Origin of the sequence: Bradyrhizobium sp. BR2003, assembly GCF_009720285.1 — a bacterium.
In the GTDB taxonomy this organism is placed as follows: Bacteria; Pseudomonadota; Alphaproteobacteria; order Rhizobiales; family Xanthobacteraceae; genus Bradyrhizobium; species Bradyrhizobium elkanii.
Genome location: NZ_SMYJ01000047.1, coordinates 87,157 through 110,893, shown reverse-complemented (window position 1 = coordinate 110,893; position 23,737 = coordinate 87,157). Strand labels below are relative to the sequence as shown.

The following is a 23,737-nucleotide window of genomic DNA, read 5'->3' as shown; positions in this document are numbered from 1 at the left end:
CGGAGCCCGACTCGGCTGCAGCATCAGGACATGGAAATGCTGATGCTGGTGCTGCAATGACGGCAGCCAATGTACTGGACTGGATCGTGGCCCTCCTCGTCTGCTGGGCGAGCCTGACCGCAATCTTCGAGCCTCGGCGCGGTGCCTCGCAGTGCGACGTGCCCACCGCAACAAGCAGCGCGCCGCAAGTCTCACTGGCGACCCTGACGCAAGCGGAGATTGAGGAGATGATCCGCGACATGAAGCTGCATGATTGAACGGGATCGGCAAACCGCGAAAATCCTTCCTCGTCGTCCCCCAAATGAAACAGGGCGGCGCCGAAGCGCCGCCCTGCTCTGATTGCCGTTTGCTCGCCGCTTACTTCGCGAGATCGAAGCGGTCGGCGTTCATCACCTTGGCCCAGGCCGCGACGAAGTCGTTCACGAACTGCTCCTTGGCATCGGACGAGCCGTAGACCTCGGCGAACGCGCGCAGCTGCGAGTGCGAGCCGAAGATCAGGTCGACGCGGGTGCCGGTCCACTTCACCGCCTTGGTCTTGCGGTCGCGGCCCTCATAGACGCCCTGACCGGCATCGCTCCACACCGTGCCCATGTCGAGCAGGTTGAGGAAGAAGTCGTTGGTGAGCGTCCCCGGCTTGCTGGTGAACACGCCGTGCTTCGACTTCTTGGCATTGGCGCCGAGCACGCGCAGGCCGCCGACGAGGACCGTCAATTCCGGTCCGGTCAGCCGCAGGAGCTGTGCACGGTCGACCAACGCTTCCTCGGGCTGCAGGAACTGATGCTTGCCGCCGATATAGTTGCGGAAGCCGTCAGCCCGCGGCTCGAGCGGAGCGAACGATTCGACGTCGGTCTGGTCCTGCGTCGCATCGGTGCGGCCCGGCGTGAAGGGGACCTTCACATTGGTTCCGCCGTCCTTGGCCGCCTTCTCGATCGCAGCCGCGCCGCCGAGCACGATCAGATCGGCCAGCGAGACCTTCTTGCCGAACTCCTTCTGGATGGCTTCGAGCTTGCTCAGCACAGTCTTGAGCTGCGCCGGCTCGTTGACATCCCAGTCCTTCTGCGGCGCAAGGCGGATGCGTGCACCATTGGCACCGCCGCGCTTGTCGGAGCCGCGGAACGTGGAGGCCGAGGCCCAGGCGGTCGACACCAGTTCGGACACCGACAGGCCCGAGGCGAGGATCTTCGCCTTGAGCGCCTCGATATCCTTGTCGTCGATCACGGCATGGTCGAGCGCCGGTACCGGATCCTGCCAGATCAGCGTCTCCTTCGGCACCAGCGGGCCGAGGTAGCGCTGGATCGGACCCATGTCGCGATGCGTGAGCTTGAACCAGGCGCGGGCGAAGGCGTCCGCGAACTGATCCGGATGCTCGTAGAACCGGCGCGAGATCTTCTCATAGGCCGGGTCGTAGCGCAGCGACAGGTCGGTGGTCAGCATCGTCGGGACATGCTTCTTCGACGGATCGAACGCGTCCGGAATGACGGCGTCCGCGCCCTTTGCCTTCCACTGCTTCGCACCCGCCGGGCTCTTCGTCAGCTCCCATTCGTACTTGAACAGGTTCTCGAAGAAGTGGTTGCTCCACTTGGTCGGGGTCTGGGTCCAGGTGACCTCGGGACCGCCAGTGATCGCGTCAGCGCCGACGCCGGTGCCGAACTTGCTCTTCCAGCCGAGACCCTGTTCCTCGATCGCGCCACCTTCCGGCTCCGGACCGATCAGCGACGGATCGCCCGCACCGTGGGTCTTGCCGAAGGTGTGGCCACCGGCGATCAGCGCAACCGTCTCCTCGTCGTTCATCGCCATGCGGAAGAACGTCTCGCGGATGTCCTTCGCGGCGGCGACCGGGTCCGGATTGCCGTTCGGGCCTTCCGGGTTGACGTAGATCAGGCCCATCTGCACCGCGCCGAGCGGCTCGGAGAGCTGGCGCTCGCCGCTGTAGCGCTCGTCACCGAGCCAGGTGCCTTCCGGACCCCAGTACAGCTCTTCCGGCTCCCACACGTCGGCGCGGCCACCCGCAAAACCGAACGTCTTGAAGCCCATCGATTCCAGCGCGACGTTGCCGGCGAGGATCATCAGGTCGGCCCACGAGATCTTGCGGCCGTACTTCTGCTTGATCGGCCACAGCAGCCGGCGCGCCTTGTCGAGGTTGGCGTTGTCCGGCCAGCTGTTGAGCGGGGCGAAACGCTGCTGACCGGCACCGGCGCCGCCGCGGCCGTCGGTGATGCGATAGGTGCCTGCCGAGTGCCAGGCCATGCGGATCATCAGGCCGCCGTAATGGCCGAAGTCGGCCGGCCACCACTCTTGCGACGTCGTCATCAGGGCCGTGAGGTCCTTGATCACGGCATTGAGATCGAGGGACTTGAATTCCTTGGCGTAGTCGAAGCCCTTGCCCATCGGATCGGACAGGCTGGAGTTCTGATGCAGCACCTGAACGTCGAGCGTCTCCGGCCACCAGTCACGATTCGTGTGCCCGCGGGGCCCGCCCGTGAATGGGCATTTGCCCGCGCCTTCGTCGGTTTTTGCGTCCATGTTTCTTCTCCGAGGTAGTGGATTCTGGAATGTGCTGGAGCTCTTCCAAGAGCGATTCTACGCGCCGCAATCCATCAGAGGAAATTGACTTTAATGATCGTGTCGATAAGATTATCTGATGATAAATGTCACACTCCGGCAACTCAGGTATTTTGATGCTCTGGCCCACCACCGCCATTTCGGGCGCGCCGCGGATGCCTGCGCGATCTCGCAGCCGGCGCTGTCGATGCAGATCCGCGAGATGGAACAGGCCGTCGGCGGCGTGCTGATCGAGCGCAATGCGCGGCAGGTGACGCTGACGACATTCGGCGAGGACCTGCTGCGCCGCGTGCGCGACATCCTGCGCTCGGTCGACGAGCTCGGCGACTTCGCGCGCGCCTCGCGCGACAAGCTTGCCGGACGGCTGCGCGTCGGCATGATCCCGACCGTCGCGCCATATCTGCTGCCGAAGGTGATCGAGAACCTGGCGCGGCTGCATCCCGAGCTCGACATCCATGTCCGCGAGACGCTGACGCCGAAGCTGATCAAGGAGGTCGCCGAGGGCCGGCTCGACACCGCGATCGTGGCGCTGCCGGTATCGGAACCGTCGCTGACCGAGGTCGCGCTGTTCTCGGAAAACTTCCTGCTGGTGCGGCCGGGCGAGGATGCCAAGACGCCGGTGCCGAGTGCCGAGATGCTGCGCGAGATGCGGCTCTTGCTGCTCGAGGAGGGCCACTGCTTCCGCGACCAGGCGCTGTCGTTCTGCAACATGCAGTCCTCGCCGCCGCGCGAGGTGCTGGACGCGAGCTCGCTGTCGACGCTGGTGCAGATGGTCGGCGCCGGCATCGGCGTCACCCTGATCCCCGAGATGGCGGTGACGGTGGAGACGCGCTCGGCGCCGGTCACGGTCTCGCGCTTCAAGCACCCGCAGCCGTCGCGCACCATCGGCATGGTCTGGCGCAAAACCTCTCCGCTCGCCGCGCAGCTCCAGCAGATCTCCGAGGTCGTCAGCCTCGCCGCCCGCGCCCTGCGCGCGCCGAAGCAGGACGGCGCCAAGGAGCCGGCGAAACGTGCGGGGCGAAGGAAGGTGGCGTGATCTCGGCTGTGTAGCGGAGACGATGCCGTCGGTGTTTAACGCACCAAGCGCGCCACGCTTACAGCAGTCGTCCCTGCTTTCGCAGGGACGACATCGAACATGTTGCGTGGTCTGGGAATCATACGTCCGCATTCTCGCGGCGAATGACGAGATGAGGCGGCGGCGCCCTACTTCTCCAGATACTTCTTCATCTCGGCGATCAGGCCGTCGCGCAGTTCGGGGCGCTTGAGGCCGAAGGCGATGTTGGCGCGGAGGAAGCCGGGCTTGGAGCCGCAATCGTGACGCTCGCCCTCGAACTCCACGCCGTAGAACTTCTGCGTCTTGGCAAGACCGATCATCGCATCGGTGAGCTGGATCTCGCCGCCGGCGCCGCGCTCCTGCGTCGCCAGGATGTTGAAGATCTCCGGCTGCAGGATGTAACGGCCGGTGATCGACAGGTTGGACGGCGCGGTGCCCTGCGGCGGCTTCTCGACCATGCGATCGACCTCGAAGATGTTGCCGGTGCGTTTGCCGACGCTGCAGATGCCGTATTGATGGGTGAGTTCGTCGGGCACCGCCTCGACCGCGATCAGGTTCGACTTGTCACCAAGCCTGCTCGCGGCGTCGATCATCTGCTTGAGGCAGCCCGGCGTGTTCAGCACCAATTCGTCCGGCAGCACCACCGCGAACGGCTCGTTGCCGACGATATCGCGCGCGCACCACACCGCGTGGCCGAGCCCGAGCGGCGCCTGCTGCCGGGTGAAACTCATCGCGCCGGCCTCAGGCTGGTTCTGCGCCAGGATATCCTGCTCGGTCTTCTTGCCGCGCTGCGCCAGCGTGGTGTCGAGCTCGAACATGCGGTCGAAGTGATCCTCGATGACACCCTTGTTGCGGCCGGTGACGAACACGAAATGCTCGATGCCGGCTTCCCGGGCCTCGTCGACCACGTACTGGATCAGCGGCTTGTCGACGATCGTCAGCATCTCCTTCGGCATCGCCTTGGTGGCGGGCAGCACGCGGGTACCGAGACCGGCGACGGGGAATACGGCTTTGCGGATCTTCATGGGATTATCGGAAGCCTTGAAATGGGTGGGACGGCGGCACGAAATGAATCATGCCTTTGGTACCCCGTTTTGCAGCCGCCAACAAAGGCGGATGTGTGGTGCGGCTTAATTCCGCCGTTCCCGTCAGCCAATGCGGGCCGCAACAAAATCTCGCCCTTGTTAAGTTATTGGAAACCGTGCCGGGGCCTTCTGGAACAGCACGATTTTGACAGGCACACGACAAATGCGCGCGATGGGAACATCAAGGATCAAGCTTTTCAGCGCGAGCCTGATCGCTCTGGGCCTGCTGCTGCCCGGCAGCACGCAAGCCCAGTCGGCGGGCAACGGCCTGACCAACCTGATCGACAGCATCTTTTCCGGACCGAATGCGACGCCGCCGCAGGCCGCGACAGGACAGGATGGCGCAGCGCCGCCGTGGAGCGGTGAAGACGGCGCCTCCGGCCATCCGCTGATGACGGCTGCGGCGATCCGCCAGGCCGCGTCGGACTTCCCGAACTGCGTCGCAGCGATGTGGCCAGATGCCGCACGGCGCAACATCAGCCAAGAGAATTTCGAGCGCTTCACCGCCGGCCTCACGCCCGATCTGCGCATCATGGACCTGATGGATTCGCAGCCGGAATTCACCAAGGCGATCTGGGATTATCTCGACATCCTGGTCAGCGACACCAGGCTCGCCAAGGGCCGCGAGATCCTTGCGAAATACAAGCCGCAGTTCGATGCCACCGAGAAGGCCTATGGCGTCGACCGCTACATCATCGCGGCGATCTGGGGCATCGAGTCGAACTACTCGACCCAGATGGGCGATCGCAACGTGGTGCAGTCGACCGCGACGCTCGCCTGCATCGGCCGCCGTCAGGCCTATTTCAAGGACGAGTTCCTGTCGGCGCTGGAAATCCTCAACCGCGGCGACCTCAGGCCCGAGCAGATGCGCGGCTCCTGGGCCGGCGCGTTCGGCCCGACCCAGTTCATGCCGACCGCGTTCAAGCGCTATGCCGTCGACGGCGATGGCGACGGCCGCCGCGACGTCGTCGACAATCCGAGCGACCTGATCGCCTCGACCGCCAACAATCTGAAAAAGGACGGCTGGCAGACCGGCGCGAGCTGGGGCTACGAGGTCGTGCTGCCGCAGGGCCTCAATTACATGCTGGCCGACCGCGCCAAGGCGATGCCGCTGTCGCAATGGGAGCATCTCGGCCTCAAGCGGCCGAACGGCCAGCCGTTCCCGCGGCCGTCCGACAAGGCCTATCTGCTGGCGCCGGCCGGCGCCGAGGGGCCCGGCTTCCTGATGCTGCAGAACTTCCGGGTGATCATGAAGTACAACCCGGCGGAAGCCTATGCGCTCGCCATCGGCCATTTCGCCGACCGCCTGCGCGGCGGCCAGCCCTTCGCGCAGCCCTGGCCGCGCCAGGAGCGGGTGCTGTCGCGCGCCGAACGGCTGGAACTGCAGCAGCTGCTCGCCCAGCGTGGCTTCTACAAGGGCACGCCCGACGGCCAGTTCGGCGGCCAGACCCGCGAGGCGCTGCGCGGCTTCCAGGTGTCGATCGGGGCGCCGGCCGACGGCTTTGCCACATCAGAGGTGCTGGAGCGGCTGCGGGGGCGGTAGGGCTGAAGCCGCAGGCTGGCCCAGCCCGTAGCCCGGATGGAGCGCAGCGAGATCCGGGGTTTTCGCATGCGGTTCGTCTGGTCCCGGATTACGCTTCGCTCCATCCGGGCTACGGGCCATTCGCGGCCACAAGCTCCCTGTACCTCTCCCGCTTGCGGGGGAGGTGCCCCGGTTCCGTCGCCGCGACATCCGCCCCCTCCCCCCCCCAAAAGTAACCGTGAAATCCGATATTTGCCGGCTGCCTTGACGGCGGCCGAAGGCACCCGATTTATGGTGGAAAAGCTGCCCGCTTGCGGCCCGATTCCGCTAGTATGCTCACGTACTTCCAGATCATTTGCGACCGAACGCGATGCGAGAGCCAAAGTCCTTTTTGCGCATATTCACCGAAGCCGGCCCGCTGGTCGCGCTGACGGTGGCGCTTGCGCTGTTGATCGGCATCGCCCAGCCCGCCTCGGCGCAGTTCTTCGGCTTCCCCGGCTTCGGCGGCGGACCGCCGCAACCGCAGCGCCGCGCTCCGCCGCAGCACGGCGGTGGCGGCTGGTTCGGCGGTGATTTCTTCGCGCCGTTCCAGCAGCAGCAGCCGCAATCATCGCAGCCGCAGCGGCCGCGCGAGGATTTCTCGCGTGCCCCGGCACCGGCCAAGCGCGAGGCCGCCGCCGAGCGCAACGTGCTGGTCATCGGTGATGCCATGGCCGACTGGCTCGGCTACGGCTTGGAGGATGCCTATTCCGACCAGCCCGACATGGGCGTGATCCGCAAGCACAAGACGGTCTCCGGCCTGATCCGCTATCAGCCCAAGGGCGATCCGGCGGATTGGGCCGCGGCCGCGAAGGGCATTCTCGCCACCGAGAACCCCGACGCCATCGTCGTGATGCTCGGCCTCAACGATCGCACCGCGATCCGCGAACCCGTCGTGGAGAAGAAGGTCGACAAGAAGGACGAGAAGAAGGACGCGCGCGGCAAGCCGGAGGCCAAGCCCGGCGACAAGCCCGATGCCGCCGCCAAGAATGATGGCAAGCCCGCCGATCCCGAGCCGCCGGCCGACGACGCCGACAACGATCAGCAGGCCGCGCCGGAAAAGACAGCGCGCTCGCCCAACGGCCTCTATGAATTCCGCGACGACCGCTGGGTCGAGCTCTACGGCAAGAAGATCGAGGAGCTGATCAACGTGCTGAAGAGCAAGGGCGTGCCGGTGCTGTGGGTCGGCCTGCCTGCGATCCGCGGTCAGAAGGGCACGTCGGACATGTTGTTCCTCGACGCGCTCTATCGCGACGGCGCCGGCAAGGCCGGCATCACCTATGTCGACGTCTGGGACGGCTTCGTCGACGAGGCCGGCCGCTTCATGCAGAAGGGCCCGGACTTCGAAGGCCAGCCCCGCAAGCTGCGTACCGATGACGGCGTGTTCTTCACCAAGGCCGGCGCGCGCAAGCTCGCGCATTATGTCGAGCGCGAGGTGACGCGCCTGCTCGCGGTACGCTCCGGGCCGATCGCGCTGCCGAGCGAACCGGCGACGCCGGACACCAGCGCCGAGCCCGGCAAGCCCGCGCCGCGGCCGCTGGCAGGCCCGGTGCTTCCGCTGGTCGCCTCCACGGTCGGCACCGATCAATTGCTCGGCGGACCGGGTTCGCGGCCCGCCGCCGTCGATGCGCTCGCCGCGCGCACGCTGGTGAAGGGCGAGGCGCTGGCACCACCCGCCGGCCGTGCCGACGATTTCGCCTGGCCGCGCCGCGAGATCGGCCGCGAGCAGGCCAAGGGCGATGTGCCGGTTGCGGCGGCGACGCCAGCCGCGCCGGCGGGCGGACCGGCCAATCCGCCGCCCTCGACCACGGCGATCGCGCCCGACGGCTCGATCATCACCGCCCCGAAGCCGCCAAGGCGTCTGTTCCGTCCGGCCCAGACGCAGGCCCAGCCGCAACAGCAGCCGCAGACACAGCCCTGGCTGCGCGATTTCTTCGGGTTCGGCGCGCCGCAGCAGCGCCCGCTGGTCGCTCCGCCGCCGCGTCCGCCGCGCGGTGTCGGACAGCGGGCCGCAGTGCCGGGGAATCCGTGGCAGTAAGCCGCGCACACGCGCGACCAGCTGACCGATGACTGGAAATTTGAGGGCGGGTCGGGCGAAGCCGTAACCCGCCGATGTCTTGCGCGGCGAGATGGCAGGTTACGCTGTCGCCGATCCGACCTGCGGTTTCGTCGTATGGCTCGCTCAGCCGTAATAGCGCCAGCGCGAGGGCGGCGGGCGGCGCGGCTGGCGCGTCATCAGGAGCGCGAGCGCAAAGCCGATGCCGCCGGCGATCAGCAGCGATCCCAGCGGGTTCTCCTGCACCGCATGCGCAATTGCCTTTTGTCCGCTGCGAACGGTCTCGCCGCGATGCTCATAGGCGTCCTTGAAGGTATCTTTGGCGTAGTTGACCGCGGTGTCGGCGGCGTCGCGGGCGGCGTCCTTGGCCTGGCCGTAGAGATCCTGCACCGAGCCTGCGGCTTCGCGCACGCGGCCCGAGGCTTGGGTCTGCGCATCGCCGGTCGCATCGCCGACTGCGCCTTCGGCCTTGCCCGCGAACTCCTTCGCCGTTCCGAAAATCCGATCCTTGTCCATCGTCACGCTCCCTGATCTGTCCGGGAGCTAACCGGGAAACGGCGCGCAGGTTCCTGTGGTTACAGGATCAGCCCGCCGTCGACGACGATGGTCTGGCCGACGATGTAGGAGGCGAGCGGCGAGGCCAGGAACAGCGCGGCGCCGGCCATGTCGGCGGGCGTGCCGAGACGCTTCAGCGGAATGCGCTCGAGCGCGCCTTCGAGACGCTTCGGATTTGCCGTGGTCGCCTTGGTCATCTTGGTGTCGACGAGGCCGGGCGCGATGCCGTTGACGCGGATGCCGTTCTCCGCCCAGGCCTCGCCGAGCGTGCGCGTCAGCCCGACGGCGCCGGTCTTCGAGGCGTTGTAGGCCGGATTGCCCATGGTGGAATGATAGGCCGCGGTCGAGCTTACGATGATCAGCGAGCCCTTAGCTGCGCTCAGCATCGGCTGGAATTTGGTGGCGCAGGCCATCAGGCTCATCAGGTTGACCTCGAGCACCTTGCGAAAACCCTCCATTTCGAATTCCCCGCGGCGGTAAATCACCGCGCCCTGCGCCAGCACCAGCACGTCGAGCCGATCGAACGACGGCCTGAAGGCCTCGATCGCCTGCGGGTTGCTGACATCGAGCTGCGCGTAGGCGAGGCCTTCGAGATGCGAGCCTTCCTCGGTGGAATAGTCGCTCGCCTGCGCGCGGGTGCCGCAGATCGCGACGCGCGCGCCCTTGGCGCGGAACGCCTGCGCGATGCCGTTGCCGATGCCGCTGGAGCCGCCGACCACCAATATTTGCTTGCCGCCGAAATCGAGCTCGTTCATCGCGCGTTCCTCTCTCGTGCTGTTGTCTTGATTGAGCATGATCCTTTTCGGAAAGCCAGCCGGGAAACTTGCGTTAACGCGCTGCGCGCATGCCGATATCGGATCAGTGGTTTGACGTATCTTGCGATCGGTGCCAGCGTTGCCGTCTCCTACAACGCAGAAAATCAACGGGGGGTCGGTGATGTCCGAATACAAGCAGCTCAGCCGTTCGGTGAAGGGCCTCACCGTTCTCGTCACCGGCGCCGCCAGCGGCATGGGCCGCGCCACCGCGCGGGTGTTCGCCGATGAAGGCGCCAATGTCGCGGTTACCGACCTCACCGAAGAAGGCACGCAAGCGGTGGCGAAGGAGATTTCGGCAAGCGGCGGCTCGGCGAAGGCCTGGACGCTCGACGTCAGCGATCGCGACGCCATCACCAAAGTCGTCAACGATGTCGCCGCGCATTTCGGCGGGCTCGACATCATCGTCAACAATGCCGGCATCTCGGTGCGGGTGCCGATCGACGATCCCGCTTACGAAGACGCCTGGGCCAAGGGCATCGCGGTGATGCTGACGGCGCATCCGCGCATCATCCGCGCGGCACTGCCATACCTGCGCAAGTCGCGCTCGCCGCGCATCGTCAACATCGCCTCGACCGAGGCGCTCGGCGCGACCGCGCTGCACAGCCCCTACTCCGCGGCGAAAGGCGGCGTCACCAGCCTGACCCGCTCGCTCGCGGTGGAACTGGGACGCGAAGGCATCACCGTGAACTGCATCTGCCCGGGTCCGATCCGCACCGCGATCACCGACCGCATCTCCGAGGAGCACAAGACGCTCTACGCCAAGCGCCGCACCGCGCTCGCCCGTTACGGCGATCCGGAAGAGGTCGCGCACATGACGCTGAGCCTGTGCCTGCCCGCCGCATCGTTCCTGACCGGCGCCGTGATTCCGGTCGACGGCGGGTTGATGGCGCGGAATGCCTGATCCGCGCGCCGCCGCGAAGCGTTGACAGCGCGCGCGCGGTGAGTAGCCTTCCCGTCAAACGAAGCGGGAAAGCCGCCCGCGACAGACGGGGAGATACGCCAATGACGGTCCTGATCCGGCAGCTTCACAAGCATTTCGTCGGCGAGGTCTCCGGCGTCGATCTGCGCAAGCCGCTGACGCAGCAGGAAGCGATCGACATCGAGGCCGGCATGGACAAATACGCCGTGCTCGTGTTCCACGGCCAGGACATCTCCGACGAACAACAGATGGCATTCGCGCTGAATTTCGGCGAGCGCGAAGATGCGCGCGGCGGCACGGTGGCGAAGAAGGAGGACTATCGTCTTTCCGCAGGGCTCAACGACGTCTCCAATCTCGACAAGGACGGCAAGCCGCTACCGAAGGACCACCGCACCCATCTGTTCAACCTCGGCAACTGCCTGTGGCACTCCGACAGCTCGTTCCGGCCGATCCCGGCGAAATTCTCGCTGCTGTCGGCGCGCGTGGTGAACCCGAAGGGCGGCAACACCGAATTCGCCGACATGCGCGCCGCCTATGACGCGCTCGACGACGAGACCAAGGCCGAGATCGAGGACATGATCTGCGAGCACTCGCTGATGTATTCGCGCGGCTCGCTCGGCTTCCTCGACTACACCGAAGAAGAGAAGCAGATGTTCAGGCCGGTGCTGCAGCGCCTGGTGCGGACGCATCCGGTGCACGGCCGCAAGTCGCTGTATCTGTCGTCGCACGCCGGCGCCATAAGGGGCATGAGCATGCCGGAGGCGCGGCTGCTGCTGCGCGACCTCACCGAGCACGCGACGCAGCCCGAGTTCGTCTATGTGCACAAATGGACGGTGCATGACCTCGTGATGTGGGACAACCGCCAGACCGTGCACCGCGTCCGCCGCTACGACCAGTCGCAGCCCCGCGACATGCGACGCGCCACGGTCGCGGGCACCCAGCCGACGGTCGCGCAGGAAGCGGCGGAGTAGCGGGCGCCGCCATCGTAGCCCAACTCACCGCTGTCGTAGCCAACCCAACAGCCGTCGTCCCGGGCAAGCCAACGGGTCGGCGCGAAGCGCCGCCCGATGACAGGTTCCGCGCGACCTGGGACCCATAACCACAAATGTGCGAGATTGCGCGACGCTGTGGCCCCAGCGAGGCGCCACAACCGCATGCGGTGGTTATGGGTCCGGCTTTCGCCGGGACGACACCGAGAACGCACCATCGCTCGCAAAAAAAGCAACGCGCTACGCGTGGCCGGCGTCGTTCGACAGCATGCCGGCCTCGATGCCGATCTTGCGCAAGGCGCGCGCGTATTTCTCGTCGACGTCGGTACCGAAGATCAACTCCGGATCAGCGTCGCAATGCAGCCAGCCATTGTGCTGGATCTCGTTCTCGAGCTGGCCCGGCGCCCAGCCGGCATAGCCGAGCGCGAGGATCGCGTGCTTGGGCCCGGCGCCCTTGGCGATCGCCTTGAGAATATCGACGGTCGCGGTGAGCGAGATGCCGTCGTCGATGTTCAGCGTCGCATCCTGAATGTAGAAGTCGCTGGAATGCAGCACGAAGCCGCGGCCGGTGTCGACCGGGCCGCCCTTCATCACCTTCATCATCTCGGCATTCTCGGGCAGCTGGATCTGGTCCGACTTCTCGATGATGTCGAGTTGCACCAGGAGCCCGGGGAAATCGATGCTGCCGGCCGGACGGTTGACGATGATGCCCATCGCGCCCTCGGAGGAATGCGCGCACATGTAGATCACGGAGCGTTCGAAGCGCGGGTCGTCCATGACAGGCATCGCGATCAGCATCTGGCCGTCGAGATAGCCGCCTTCGGCGGCATGGGCACCGACGGCCGGGCTTCTGCCGGCGGCGGTCTTGCGAGTCTTGCCTGGTTTGCCTTCAGGGCGCATCCGCAAAGGCCTTTCCTGCTGATTTGGCATCCTGATATCGGGTGGCGGTTCTGTCAATCAACCATCGACCGCCGTGCGGCGATGCATCACAAGCAATTCAATGGTTTGCACCGAAAGTTGCAGGTAAAGACGTCTCATGATCGTCATAGTTCCCTTGCGGGCCGCATTTGGCGTCGCCGCCCTGTTTTCCGTCGCATGTATGGCAACGGAGGTGCGCGCCGACGACGCCTCGCCGTGGCAACAGGACACGCATTCGGCGGTGCGGCTGCTCGCCGGATCGCGGAGCGGCGCGGTGCTGCTTGGCGGCATTGCGTTCCGGTTGCAGGACGGCTGGAAGACCTATTGGCGGACGCCTGGCGATTCCGGCGTGCCGCCCCGGTTCGATTTCTCCAGGTCGGATAACGTCGAGGCGGTTACCGTGATGTGGCCGGCGCCGCGGCAATTCGACGACGGCGCCGGCGGCACCTCGCTCGGCTACAAGCACCAGGTGGTGCTGCCGCTGCGCATCGTGGCGAAGAATCCCGACAAGCCGCTGGTGCTGCGCGCTGACATCAACTACGCGGTGTGCGAGAAGCTGTGCGTGCCGGTAGAGGCGAAGGCCGAGCTGGCGTTCGCGAGCGTCGCATCGACCGAGGACGCCGCGCTGTCGGAAGCGCTCAACGCGGTGCCGAAGCCCGCCAATATCGGCGACCCCATCCCGTTTTCGATCCGCGACGTCAAGCGCAACGGCAAGAACAACGTGCTGGTCGATGTCAGCGCGCCCGAGAGCAAGGACCTCAGCCTGTTCGTCGAGGGGCCGACGCCCGACTGGGCGCTGCCGGTGCCCAAGCTCGTCGAACACGCGCCGCCGGGCGTGAAGCGCTTCTCCTTCGAGCTCGACGGCCTGCCGCCCGGCGCCAAGGCCGACGGCGCCGCACTGAAGCTGACGCTGGTCGGCGGCGACAAAAGCTACGAATTCAATATCAATTTGAATTGAGCCGCAGGGTCATTCCGGGGCGATGCAGCGCATCGAACCTCAAGGGCGCAATTGCGCCCGAGGGAATCTCGAGGTCCCCCGGTGCGCAATTGCGCACCTGAGGTTCAGCGCTTCGCACTGCCCCGGGACGACCCCGAGGGGGTGCAGTCGCCGAACCCAATATTAACGTTTCGTTGATAGATCGGAGGCCATTGCCGCCGTGCGGCGCTTTAGGAATTTTCCGCCTTGGCTGTGATGGAGACACAATCCGCAACCTCTGCGCCATTGGGCCGGGTCGCACGCCTGCGTGACCTCGCCGCGCGCGCGCTCGGCGGCACCAAGGAGGCGTCGGTCACCAAGCGCCTCGCCGGCATGATCTTCGCCATCCGCGTCGTCAGCGCCGCCATCGCCTATCTCGCGCAGATCCTGCTGGCGCGCTGGATGAGCGGCTCGGACTACGGTATCTATGTCTATGTCTGGACCTGGGTGCTGCTGCTCGGCAGCACCATGGATTTCGGCATCGCGCCCTCCGCGCAGAAGATCATTCCGGAATACCGCGCCCGCGGCGACCTCGCGGCGCTGCGCGGCTTCCTCTCCGGCGGCCGCTGGGTGGTGCTGGCGACGTCCAGCATGGTCGCGTTGCTGCTCGCCGGCGTGATCCACCTCGCTTCGCCCTGGATCGATCCCAACGCAATCGTGCCGCTCTATATCGGCTGCCTGACCTTGCCGCCCTTCGTCGTCGCCAACACCCAGGACGGCATCTCCCGCGCGCATGACTGGATGCAGCTCGGCCTGATGCCGCAGTTCATCGTGCGGCAGGGGCTGATCATCGCCCTGACCGCCGGCGCGCTGGCGCTCGGCCTCAATCTCGGCGCCACCGCAGCGATGATCGCGAGCGCGGCCGCGGCGTACATCGCGGCGATCGGCCAGATGGTCGTGCTCAACCGCCGCCTCGCCGCCCATCTCGGGCGGGGCGAGAAGACCTACGACGTCAAGGGCTGGTTCGCGATCTCGCTGCCGATCATGCTGGTCGAGAGCTTCTATCTCCTGCTCGGCTACACCGACGTGCTGATGCTGCAGCAGTTCCGCTCGTCCGAGGAGGTCGGCATCTATTTCGCCGTGGTGAAGACGCTGGCGCTGGTGTCGTTCGTGCACTACGCAATGGCGGCGACCACCGCGCACCGCTTCGCCGAATACAATGCGCTCGGCGACAAGGACCGGCTGTCGGCCTATGTCGCGCACGCCATCAGCTGGACGTTCTGGCCCTCGCTGTTCGCGACCGTCGCCCTGCTGGCGTTCGGCAAGCCGCTGCTGTGGCTGTTCGGCCCGAAATTCGTCGACGGCTACAGCATCATGTTCGTCGCCGCGATCGGACTCGTGGTGCGCTCGGCGATCGGGCCGGTGGAGCGGCTGTTGAACATGCTCGGCCACCAGAGCATCTGCGCCACCGCCTATGCGGTGTCGTTCCTGATGAATGTCGGGCTCTGCATCGCCCTCGTCCCGCGCTACGGCGGCATGGGCGCCGCCGCCTCGACCTCGCTGTCGCTGACCTTCGAGACGATCCTCTTGTTCTATGTGGTGCGCTCACGCCTCGGGCTGCACGTGCTGGCGTTCGGCAGGCGGCGGCCGGCGTCATAGCATTCCGCCGGGCGCGGCCTAATGCGATGGCATGCCCGCCGCCGGACTGGAACACCTGCCTGACCGCGTTCAGCCTTGCGCCGGTCAGGCGCGCCTGATGTCCGCCTGCCCCCAATCGTGGCCGGCAACCATGCGGCGGAAGAACCACAGCACGGCCGGGCAGGCCAGGAGCACCGCGGCGCCGAAGTCGAGCGCCGCGCTGGCGGAGCCGACCGCGGTGGAGAGCCTTCCTCCGATCGCCGGTCCCGCCAGCATGCCGGCGTAGTAGACGGTGTAGAATATTCCCATTCCGATCGGCCGCGTCTTCTGCTCAAGCACACACGCAGGCAGGCTCATGATCGGACCGGCAGGCAGGCCGCAGAGGATTCCAAGAGCGATGACGACGGGAAGCACAGTGCCGCTGCGCGACAGGAGCAGTGTCAGGAGCGCGAAGGCGACGCAGCCCGTGGCCAGGATGACCTCGCCGCGCCTGGTCCGATCGGCGAGGAAGCCGCCCAACGGCACCGAAAGGGCTGCGAGCCAGAGCACGATACTGATGGTTGATCCGGCTGCGGCGCCGGACCAGCCCTGCTCGACAAGCATCGACGGACCGAAACTGAAGATCATCGCAAAACCGATGTTGTAGAGACACCAGATCAGGCCGGCGGCAGTCACGGCGCAGATCGTATCGGCGGTCAGGCTGCGGCGCCCGCTTTCAACCGCGACCGCCGCATCCGGCGCGCGATAAACCAGAGCAATGAGGCCAAGACCGATCAGGATCACCCCGGCGACGGCAAGATTGACGGCATGGAGGCCGAGCGTGGCTCCGATTGCCGGCAACAGCATGAGAGCGACTGCGATGCCGGCCGGCCATGAGTTGATGAAAATGGCCATCGCGGTGGCGATTTCCCGGCCGGCAAACCAGTCCGCGACCATCTTGGTCATCAGAACGTTCAGGAGGACGCCGCCGATGCCGGCAGTCAGTCGGCCCGCGATCTGCGCGCTCCACGACGTTGACGCGGTCATCAGCAGTTCGCCTGCCAGCATCATCAGGAGGCCGGCAACGACCACCACCTTGTCGCCATAGCGGCGGCCGATCGCGCCGCCAGGCAAGGCAAGCAGGGCGCCCGGCGCGAAGTAGAGCCCGATCAGAACGCCGATATCGGCCAGGCTCGCGCCCAGACCCTGGCTGAGCTGCGGCGCGATGGCCGCGACGCTCTGAAACTGAAAGGCGATGGTGGCACGAGCGGCGAACAGAGCAGCAAGAATGGTCCAACGGCTTCGCATTTGGATTTTCTCCGATGCCCTGAACTATGTCGTCGGCTTGATATTCTGGTTCAGGCGGAAGAAATTCGTCGGATCATATTTGTTCTTGAGCGCGACAAGGCGCGCGTAATTTTCGCCATAGGCGTCGCGCACCCGGTCTTCGCCCTCATCCCCCAGATTGTTGGCATAGACACCGCCGGTCGAATAGGGCCTGACGGCACTCCACAGCTCGCGCGCCCAATGCATGTTCGCCTCGTCGCCGGCCGGATCGTCCCAGATCGCGACCGGAAAGCAGTCGAACGCCGCATCCCGGTTTGCGTAGGGCGAGCTCGATACCGGAACCCGTGCAATTGCGCCGCCGACATGCTGGAGGACCAGCAAGGACGAGGTGTTGGGGGCTCTCGCATAGGCGTCGAGCAGCGCGTCGATCGCGCCCGCACCGATCTCGCGCAGGAACTGCGCCTTCCAGTAATAGCGACGTCCCCGCGGAAACAGGGCATCGCCACCCGATTGGATCTCGAGATAGGGGACGGTTGCGAGGCGCGTCTCGACGGGCGAGCCGAACTTGACGATCGGCGAAAGCGCGCGCTCCCCGTCACGATGCGAGCCGACGTAGCAACCGGAGATGTTGAAGAACCGGTCGCCCGACGGCAGCGTCACAAGGGCCGCATCGACGTTGACCTCATCGGCAGCGTTTCGCGCGAACTCGTCGTAGAACCGCATGGCCTCGCGCGCCTGATCGTAAGGATAAAGCGTTGACGCGACCGGCAACGACGTGCCGATCGGATGCAACCGGTATTCGAACGCAGTCACGATGCCGAAATTGCCGCCGCCGCCTCTCAAGCCCCACAGCAGGTCGGGGTGTTCGGTCGCGCTGACCCTCAAGACCTGTCCCTCGGCTGTCACCACTTCGGCGGCAATCAGGTTGTCGCAGGTCAACCCGTATTTTCGCCCGAGCTTGCCGAAGCCGCCGCCAAGCGTCAGCCCGGCGATGCCGGTGTCGCTGTTGACCCCCATGGTGGTCGCCAGACCGTGCGCCTGCGTAGCACGATCGAATTCGCCGAGATCGAGGCCGGCCTCCGCGCGCGCGGTGCGCCGGACCGGATCGACATCGATGCGTTTCATCCGCGACAGGTCGATGACGATGCCGCCGTCACAAACCGAGAGGCCAGCGACATTGTGGCCTCCGCTGCGAACGGCCACCGGGAACGTGCGGGTCCGCGCGAACGTCACCGCCTCGACCACGTCCCGGGTATCCGCGCAGTAGGCGATCATCGCCGGCCGCCTGTCGACGGCACCGTTCCAGACCCTGCGCGCCTCGTCGTAACCGGCGCTCCCGGCGAGGACCACCTGACCCTTGAGCCGTAGCTGGGAGGCGGGCCGAAGCTCGGAATGCGATTTGCCCATCACCTCGTCATATGGCTGCCGCTGCTCCATCCGATTTGCTCCTCGCCACGAATGCCCTTGCCATCATCTCACGGCGTGCCAAATCGTCCTGAATCCGATCGGAAAAAGTTGCGAAAATTTGCCGAAAAGGGATGGCTCCAAGCGATGGCGACGACGCCCACTTGCGCACAGCTCGCGATGTCGTCCACCCCGGCCCGCTGCCTCCAAAACAAAAGCCGGCCCTGATCCAATCAGGGCCGGCTCGTTCTGAGGCCGCCAAATCGCGCCGGAGAATTACTCCGCGGTCCAGCCGCCGTCGATCGAGTAGTTGGAGCCGGTGATCTGCGCGGCGTCGTCGCTGCACAGGAACAGCGCAAGCGCTGCGACCTGATCGGAGGTCACGAACTCCTTGGTCGGCTGCGCGGCGAGCAGCACGTCCTTGATGACCTGCTCCTTGGTCATGTTGCGCGCCTTCATGGTCTCCGGGATCTGGTGCTCGACCAGCGGGGTCCAGACGTAGCCCGGGCTGATGCAGTTGCAGGTGATCTTGTGCTGCGCGAGCTCCAGCGCCACCGTCTTGGTGAGACCGGCGATGCCGTGCTTGGCCGAGACATAGGCCGACTTGAAGGGCGATGCGACCAGCGAGTGCGCCGAGGCGGTGTTGATGATGCGGCCCCAGCCGCGCTTCTTCATGCCGGGCACCGCGGCGCGGATGCCGTAGAACGCCGACGACAGATTGATCGCGATGATCGCTTCCCACTTCTCCGGCGGGAATTCCTCGATCGGCGCAACGAACTGGATGCCGGCATTGTTGACGAGGATATCGACCGAACCGAAAGTCTTCTCGCCGAGCGCAATCATATCGGCGATCTCGGCCGGCTTGGTCATGTCGGCCGGCGAATGCACGGCCTTGACCTTGAAGTCGGTCTCGATGCCCGAACGCTCCTTCTCGATATCGGCCGGAACGCCCATGCCGTTGAGAACGATATTGGCGCCGGCACCCGCGAAGGCGCGCGCGATCGCCAATCCGATGCCGCTGGTCGAGCCGGTCACAACGGCGGTCTTGCCTGTCAACGTACCCATTATCGGTCGCTCCTATTTGCTTGCGGGGGGTGTGGGTTCATCCCCCGTGAGGTCGTAAGTCACCATGGTTTCCCCGGACTGCGGCCGTTCTAGCCATTCTTTGTGACGCATCGACAAATGCACGTCGCGGACGCCCGCGCCCCAGTGCTCGACCATCGCAACATGGGAGAAGTCGTAGTCCTTCGAGGAGCTCTCGTAGTTCTTGCTCTTGTAGATCAGGTGAACCACCGTGACGGTGTTCTCCTTGGACGCCTTGCGCAGCAGCTCCACCGACGGATCGTTCTTCAGATAATCGGGCAGCTTGCCGATCAGGTCGCGCACCGCCATGCGGGCGTTGTGGATCTGCCTGTTCTTGTCGGTGTTCATCCGCGTCCGGCTGGAGTAGCGGATGTCCTTTTCGCGCTCGGCGGCCTCCAGCAGCGTCTCCGGCAACGGCCCGCGCGCGCTGAACAGATCGACCTGGAAGATCAGGAGATCACGGCTGATCTCCTCGTCGAGCACGAAGTCGAGCGGGGTGTTCGAGGCGATGCCGCCGTCCCAGTAGTGCTCGCCCTCGATGACGACGGACGGAAAGCCCGGCGGCAGCGCGCCCGAGGCCATGATGTGCTCGGGGCCTATCTTCTTGCCGAGCTTCCTGAACTCGTAATTGTCGAAATAGCGGAAATTGCCCGAGGTGACGCTGACCGCGCCGACCGACAGGCGCATCTTCAGATCGTTGATGCGGTCGAAATCAACGAGGCCCTCCAGCGTCTTCTTCAGGGGCGCGGTGTCGTAATAGCTCAGCGACTGCGAGCTGCCGGGCGGCCACAGCGGCGCCGGCGGGATCCGCGGCGTGAAGAAGCCGGGCACGCCGAAGGTCGCGATGATGGCGGCGCTGGTCTCGTTGAACAGCGAGCGGGCGCGTTCATGCTTCGAGACCGGATTCCACGGCACCGGCGCCGACACCATCTCCCAGAATTCCTTCAGCCGCGGCACGCGCTTGGCCGGCTCGTTGCCGGCGATGATCGCGGCGTTGATGGCGCCGATCGAGATGCCGGCGATCCATTCCGGCTCGAAGCCGGCGTGACAGAGCGCCTGAAAGGCGCCGGCCTGATAGGAGCCGAGCGCGCCGCCGCCCTGAAGAACCAGCACGCGCTGCGCTTGCGCAGGCGTCGAGGCCGGCGCGGAATCCGAAGTATCCATTCGTAACCGTTGGGTCAGGAAATGACTTGAGACGCACCGTGGCGGCTGTTCGCCGCGGCGTCAATCAACGAGATTCGGAGCTCTTTGCTTGAGCATGACCTTCCCGGAAAACCGCCTCACACTTTTCCGGATCATGCGCCAGATCACGCGGAATTTATCGAGATCAGGTTGCCGCCAAAATGAGCGTCCAGAACACCTTGTACTTGGTGTTTGGAGCATAGACCGCCGCGATGCCCATTTTTGTGACACCGCTCTTCAGCATATTGGCCTTGTGCGGCGGTGAATCGCGCCAGCCCGAAAAGGCTTCGGCCAGCGTGTGATAGCCGGCCGAGATGTTCTCGACCGCCACCGCCGCTGGATACCCCCCGGCCTGCAGCCGCTTGCCGAGCGGGGCCTTCACGTCGTGGTCCATCTTGTTGCGGGCGGCCATCGCCTGCGACTGCTGCTCGGCGAGCTTGGTCAGGTCCGGATCCACCGCGACGGTGCCGAGACCATTGTTCTGGCGGTACTGCGAGAACATGATCGCGGCGGCCTGGCTGTCCAGCACCGCGCCGGGCTGTGCCATGTTGAGATACATGGCCGGTTCTTCCGGGAGTTTGGTGTCGGCGGCGCAGCCGGCAAGCACCAGAAGCCCGAACAGGGCGACCGTCGTCCGTTTCACTTTTGAGAACCCCCAAGGTTGGCCTGCCGTTGTTGCATACCAACCGTGGCTGAATGGTGAACAGCGGCTAACTTTTGGCCACACAAAACGCCGTCATTCCGGGGCGCTGCGGTTGCATCGAACCCGGAATCTCGAGATTCCGGGTTCGGTCCTGCGGACCGCCCCGGAATGACGGGTGAGATCGTTGGCCCGGTAGCCCGGAGGCAGCGGAGCGCAATCCGGGACAGCCCATCGGCGGAGCGAGGGGGCTACGGCTCTACTCCTGGGCGGCAAAGATCCGGTAGCGGCGGGGCTGCAGGGAGACGATTTCGCCGGCCTGGAGCTCTCGGTCGCGGGGGGCGTCGATCTCGATCACGGTCTTGCCCTCGCTCCCCGACAGCGCCACCTCGGCGCGCTGGATCGGGCCGAACGAACGGACATGCCGGATGGCGCCTTCCAGGGCGCCCGTTCCGGCCGGGCCGACCGCCATGTCGTGGCGGCGGACGAACAGTTTTGCCGCGCCCGATGCCGCGCCGAGCGCCGGAATGTTCAGGGGACGGCCGTCCAGCCGCACCGCATCGCCGGCGACGTCGACCGGCAGCACGATAGATTCGCCAATGAAGCCGTGCACGAAGGCGGTCGCCGGATTGTCATAGACCTCGCCGGGCGAGCCGATCTGCTCGATCTTGCCCTTGTCCATCACCACGACGCGGTTGGCGACTTCGAGCGCTTCTTCCTGGTCATGGGTAACGAAGATCGAGGTGACGTGGATCTCGTTGTGCAGCGAGCGCAGCCATTGCCTGAGCTCCTTGCGCACCTTGGCATCGAGCGCGCCGAACGGCTCGTCGAGCAGGAGGATCCGCGGCTCGATCGCGAGCGCGCGCGCCAGCGCGATGCGCTGGCGTTGGCCGCCGGACAATTGGCTGGGATAGCGGCTGGCCAGCCAATCGAGCTGCACCAGGTCGAGCAGGTTCTTGACGCGGGCGCGGATCGTCGCCTCGTCCTTGCGGATCGCGCGCGGTTGCACGCGCAGGCCGAAGGCGACGTTCTCGAATACCGTCATGTGCCGGAACAGCGCGTAGTGCTGGAACACGAAGCCGACCTGGCGCTCGCTGGCGCCGCGCGAGAGCGCATTCTCGCCGTCGATCGCGACCTCGCCCGAGTCAGGCCAGTCCAGGCCCGCGATGATGCGCAGCAGCGTCGTCTTGCCGGAACCCGACGGACCGAGCAGGGCCAGCAACTCGCCGTCGGCGACCTTGAGATCGACATTGTCGAGCGCGGCAAAGCTGCCGAACGTCTTTACGATATTCTTGACGTCAATCGCCATCGGGCACCTCTGCCTCGTCGAGCCGCCGCTCGAGAACGGTCTTCGCCACCAGGGTGATCAGCGCCAGCATCGCGAGCAGCGACGCGATCGCGAACGAGGCGACGAACTGGTATTCGTTATAGAGAATTTCGACCAAGAGCGGCATCGTGTTGGTCTCGCCGCGGATGTGGCCGGAGACGACCGACACCGCGCCGAACTCGCCCATCGCGCGCGCGTTGCAGAGCAGGACGCCGTACAGCAGGCCCCATTTGATGTTGGGCAGCGTGACGCGGAAGAAGGTCTGCAGGCCGGAGGCGCCGAGCGAGATCGCCGCCTCCTCTTCCTGGGTGCCCTGCTCCTGCATCAGCGGGATCAGCGCGCGCGCCACGAAGGGGAAAGTGACGAAGATCGTCGCCAGCGCGATGCCGGGGACCGCGAACAGGATGTGGACGTTGTGGGCCTGCAGCCACGGCCCGAAATAGCCCTGCGCGCCGAACAGCAGCACGAAGACCAGGCCCGAAATCACCGGCGAGACCGAGAACGGCAGGTCGATCAACGTGATCAGGAAGGTCTTGCCGGTGAACTCGAACTTCGAGATCGCCCAGGCCGCGATCACGCCGAACACGAGATTGAGCGTGACCGAGATCGCGGCAATCAGCAGCGTCAGCTTGATGGCGGCGAGCGCCTCGGGCTCCGCCAGCGCCGCGAGATACGCGCCGATCCCCTTCGAGAAGGCCGACGCAAACACCACGACCAGCGGCAGCACGACGAAGATGCTAAGGAAGGCGATCGCCAGCGCGATGATGATGAAGCGGATCGGGCCGGGCTCGGTGCGCAGATTGCGCTGCGCCGTCCCCGGCTCCGCGCGCGCGATCTCGAGCCGCGGCGCCGGCGCCGCCACGCTGACATCGGTCGCGGGTGCGTAAGTCCGCAGTTGCGTGGTCGAGGTCACCAATCCCGTCTGCATCGACATCTTGAGACCTCAATGCACGGGGATGCGGGCTTGCGCCCAGCGCTGCAGCCGGTTGATCAGGAAGATGATCAGGAACGAGGCCACCAGCATCACGACCGCGATCGCGGTGGCATCAGCATAGCGGAATTCGGACAGCCGGATCACGATCAACAGCGGCGCGATCTCGGAGACATTGGGCAGATTGCCCGCGATGAAGATCACCGAGCCGTATTCACCGATGGCGCGGGCGAAGGCCAGCGCGAAGCCGGTGAGCAGCGCCGGAATCAAACTCGGCAGGATGACGCGAAACACCGTGTGCCACCGATTGGCGCCCAGGCTCGCCGCCGCCTCCTCGATCTCGGGATCGAGATCGATCAGCACCGGCTGCACCGTACGCACCACGAACGGAATGCCGATGAAGATCATCGCGATGAAGATGCCGATCGGCGTGAATGCGACCTTGATGCCGAGCTCGGCGAGCGGCGCGCCGAGCCAGCCCTTCTGGGCGAACAGCTGCGTCAGCGCGACGCCGGCGACCGCCGTCGGCAAGGCAAAGGGAATATCGACGATGGCGTCGAACAGCCGCCGGCCCGGAAAACGGTAGCGCACCAGCGCCCAGACGATGATGGTGCCCATCACCAGGTTGACGCAGGCGGCCGCAAACGAAAGCCCAAACGAAATCTTCAGGGCGTTCAGGGTGCGGCGGCTGGTGATGATGCCCCAGAACTGGTCGAGGCTGAGCTCGAACGTCTTGAGGAACAGCGCGGCCAGCGGAATCAGGATGATAACGGAGAGCCATGTCAGGGTCAGTCCCATGGTGAGACCGAACCCCGGCAGGGTACTGCGCCGTGCAA

21 protein-coding genes are annotated in these 23,737 nt (G+C 65.7%); 8 read left to right on the top strand and 13 right to left on the bottom strand.

Translation table 11 applies throughout. The annotated features are described in order from the left end of the window. A partial coding sequence (locus tag E2I15_RS36710; protein ID WP_246729481.1) for a hypothetical protein occupies positions 1-257 on the top strand: 257 nt, incomplete at its 5' end. A gap of 100 nt (positions 258-357) precedes the next feature. On the opposite strand, the gene katG is transcribed toward E2I15_RS36710, so the two are convergent. Further along, positions 358-2,523, bottom strand: coding sequence for a catalase/peroxidase HPI (gene katG / locus E2I15_RS36705; RefSeq protein ID WP_137476699.1), 2,166 nt, complete (start codon positions 2,521-2,523; stop codon positions 358-360). A gap of 118 nt (positions 2,524-2,641) precedes the next feature. Here katG and E2I15_RS36700 point away from each other — a divergent pair, with 118 nt between their 5' ends. Continuing rightward, the gene (locus E2I15_RS36700; protein WP_137476698.1) at positions 2,642-3,598 is read left to right on the top strand and encodes a hydrogen peroxide-inducible genes activator; all 957 of its coding nucleotides are present in this window, start codon (positions 2,642-2,644) and stop codon (positions 3,596-3,598) included. 167 nt (positions 3,599-3,765) lie between these two features. Here E2I15_RS36700 and galU read toward each other — a convergent pair whose 3' ends face one another. Continuing rightward, positions 3,766-4,641: a UTP--glucose-1-phosphate uridylyltransferase GalU gene (gene galU, locus E2I15_RS36695; RefSeq protein ID WP_016845617.1), complete on the bottom strand. Its 876-nt coding sequence runs from the start codon at positions 4,639-4,641 to the stop codon at positions 3,766-3,768. 223 nt (positions 4,642-4,864) lie between these two features. Between galU and E2I15_RS36690 the strand changes: the two genes are divergently transcribed. Then, positions 4,865-6,244, top strand: a complete 1,380-nt coding sequence (locus E2I15_RS36690) for a lytic murein transglycosylase (protein ID WP_137476697.1) — start codon at positions 4,865-4,867, stop codon at positions 6,242-6,244. 349 nt (positions 6,245-6,593) lie between these two features. After that, positions 6,594-8,300 carry an SGNH/GDSL hydrolase family protein gene (locus tag E2I15_RS36685; protein ID WP_137476696.1) on the top strand — a complete coding sequence of 569 codons (1,707 nt, stop codon included), beginning with the start codon at positions 6,594-6,596 and terminating at the stop codon, positions 8,298-8,300. 144 nt (positions 8,301-8,444) lie between these two features. Here the strand turns inward: E2I15_RS36685 and E2I15_RS36680 are convergent, their stop codons facing one another. Beyond that, a complete protein-coding gene (locus tag E2I15_RS36680; RefSeq protein ID WP_137476695.1) occupies positions 8,445-8,834 on the bottom strand; it encodes a CsbD family protein in 390 nt (129 codons plus the stop codon). A 59-nt stretch (positions 8,835-8,893) separates the two neighbouring features. After that, positions 8,894-9,628, bottom strand: coding sequence for an SDR family NAD(P)-dependent oxidoreductase (locus E2I15_RS36675; protein WP_137476694.1), 735 nt, complete (start codon positions 9,626-9,628; stop codon positions 8,894-8,896). A 181-nt stretch (positions 9,629-9,809) separates the two neighbouring features. Here E2I15_RS36675 and E2I15_RS36670 point away from each other — a divergent pair, with 181 nt between their 5' ends. Together E2I15_RS36670 and E2I15_RS36665 are read left to right on the top strand one after the other, a co-directional pair. After that, complete coding sequence (locus E2I15_RS36670; protein ID WP_155262765.1) at positions 9,810-10,589, top strand: SDR family NAD(P)-dependent oxidoreductase; 780 nt, start codon at positions 9,810-9,812, stop codon at positions 10,587-10,589. Between the two features lie 101 nt (positions 10,590-10,690). Continuing rightward, a complete protein-coding gene (locus E2I15_RS36665) occupies positions 10,691-11,578 on the top strand; it encodes a TauD/TfdA dioxygenase family protein (protein ID WP_137476693.1) in 888 nt (295 codons plus the stop codon). A gap of 258 nt (positions 11,579-11,836) precedes the next feature. On the opposite strand, the gene E2I15_RS36660 is transcribed toward E2I15_RS36665, so the two are convergent. Further along, complete coding sequence (locus E2I15_RS36660) at positions 11,837-12,496, bottom strand: YqgE/AlgH family protein (protein ID WP_137476976.1); 660 nt, start codon at positions 12,494-12,496, stop codon at positions 11,837-11,839. Positions 12,497-12,632: 136 nt separating this feature from the next. On the opposite strand from E2I15_RS36660, the gene E2I15_RS36655 reads away from it, so the two are divergent. Then, positions 12,633-13,472, top strand: coding sequence for a protein-disulfide reductase DsbD domain-containing protein (locus tag E2I15_RS36655; protein WP_137476692.1), 840 nt, complete (start codon positions 12,633-12,635; stop codon positions 13,470-13,472). 225 nt (positions 13,473-13,697) lie between these two features. After that, positions 13,698-15,089 carry an oligosaccharide flippase family protein gene (locus E2I15_RS36650; RefSeq protein WP_422109809.1) on the top strand — a complete coding sequence of 464 codons (1,392 nt, stop codon included), beginning with the start codon at positions 13,698-13,700 and terminating at the stop codon, positions 15,087-15,089. A gap of 84 nt (positions 15,090-15,173) precedes the next feature. Here E2I15_RS36650 and E2I15_RS36645 read toward each other — a convergent pair whose 3' ends face one another. The 8 genes from E2I15_RS36645 to cysT form a co-directional block, all read right to left on the bottom strand. Next, positions 15,174-16,355 carry an MFS transporter gene (locus tag E2I15_RS36645; RefSeq protein ID WP_137476691.1) on the bottom strand — a complete coding sequence of 394 codons (1,182 nt, stop codon included), beginning with the start codon at positions 16,353-16,355 and terminating at the stop codon, positions 15,174-15,176. A 24-nt stretch (positions 16,356-16,379) separates the two neighbouring features. Next, the gene (locus E2I15_RS36640; protein WP_137476690.1) at positions 16,380-17,771 is read right to left on the bottom strand and encodes an FAD-binding oxidoreductase; all 1,392 of its coding nucleotides are present in this window, start codon (positions 17,769-17,771) and stop codon (positions 16,380-16,382) included. 243 nt (positions 17,772-18,014) lie between these two features. Next, entirely contained in the window at positions 18,015-18,803 is a 789-nt protein-coding gene (locus E2I15_RS36635; protein WP_137476689.1) for a 3-hydroxybutyrate dehydrogenase, read from the bottom strand. A gap of 12 nt (positions 18,804-18,815) precedes the next feature. Next, complete coding sequence (locus E2I15_RS36630; RefSeq protein WP_137476688.1) at positions 18,816-19,985, bottom strand: DUF3734 domain-containing protein; 1,170 nt, start codon at positions 19,983-19,985, stop codon at positions 18,816-18,818. A 163-nt stretch (positions 19,986-20,148) separates the two neighbouring features. Continuing rightward, entirely contained in the window at positions 20,149-20,646 is a 498-nt protein-coding gene (locus E2I15_RS36625; protein ID WP_137476687.1) for a CAP domain-containing protein, read from the bottom strand. A gap of 256 nt (positions 20,647-20,902) precedes the next feature. Further along, a complete protein-coding gene (locus E2I15_RS36620) occupies positions 20,903-21,952 on the bottom strand; it encodes a sulfate/molybdate ABC transporter ATP-binding protein (protein ID WP_137476686.1) in 1,050 nt (349 codons plus the stop codon). Then, positions 21,942-22,904, bottom strand: coding sequence for a sulfate ABC transporter permease subunit CysW (cysW, locus tag E2I15_RS36615; RefSeq protein ID WP_422109808.1), 963 nt, complete (start codon positions 22,902-22,904; stop codon positions 21,942-21,944). The genes E2I15_RS36620 and cysW overlap by 11 nt, the downstream gene beginning before the upstream one ends. Positions 22,905-22,913: 9 nt before the next feature. Beyond that, positions 22,914-23,720 carry a sulfate ABC transporter permease subunit CysT gene (gene cysT / locus E2I15_RS36610; protein ID WP_028342242.1) on the bottom strand — a complete coding sequence of 269 codons (807 nt, stop codon included), beginning with the start codon at positions 23,718-23,720 and terminating at the stop codon, positions 22,914-22,916. Between the last annotated feature and the right edge of the window lie 17 nt (positions 23,721-23,737).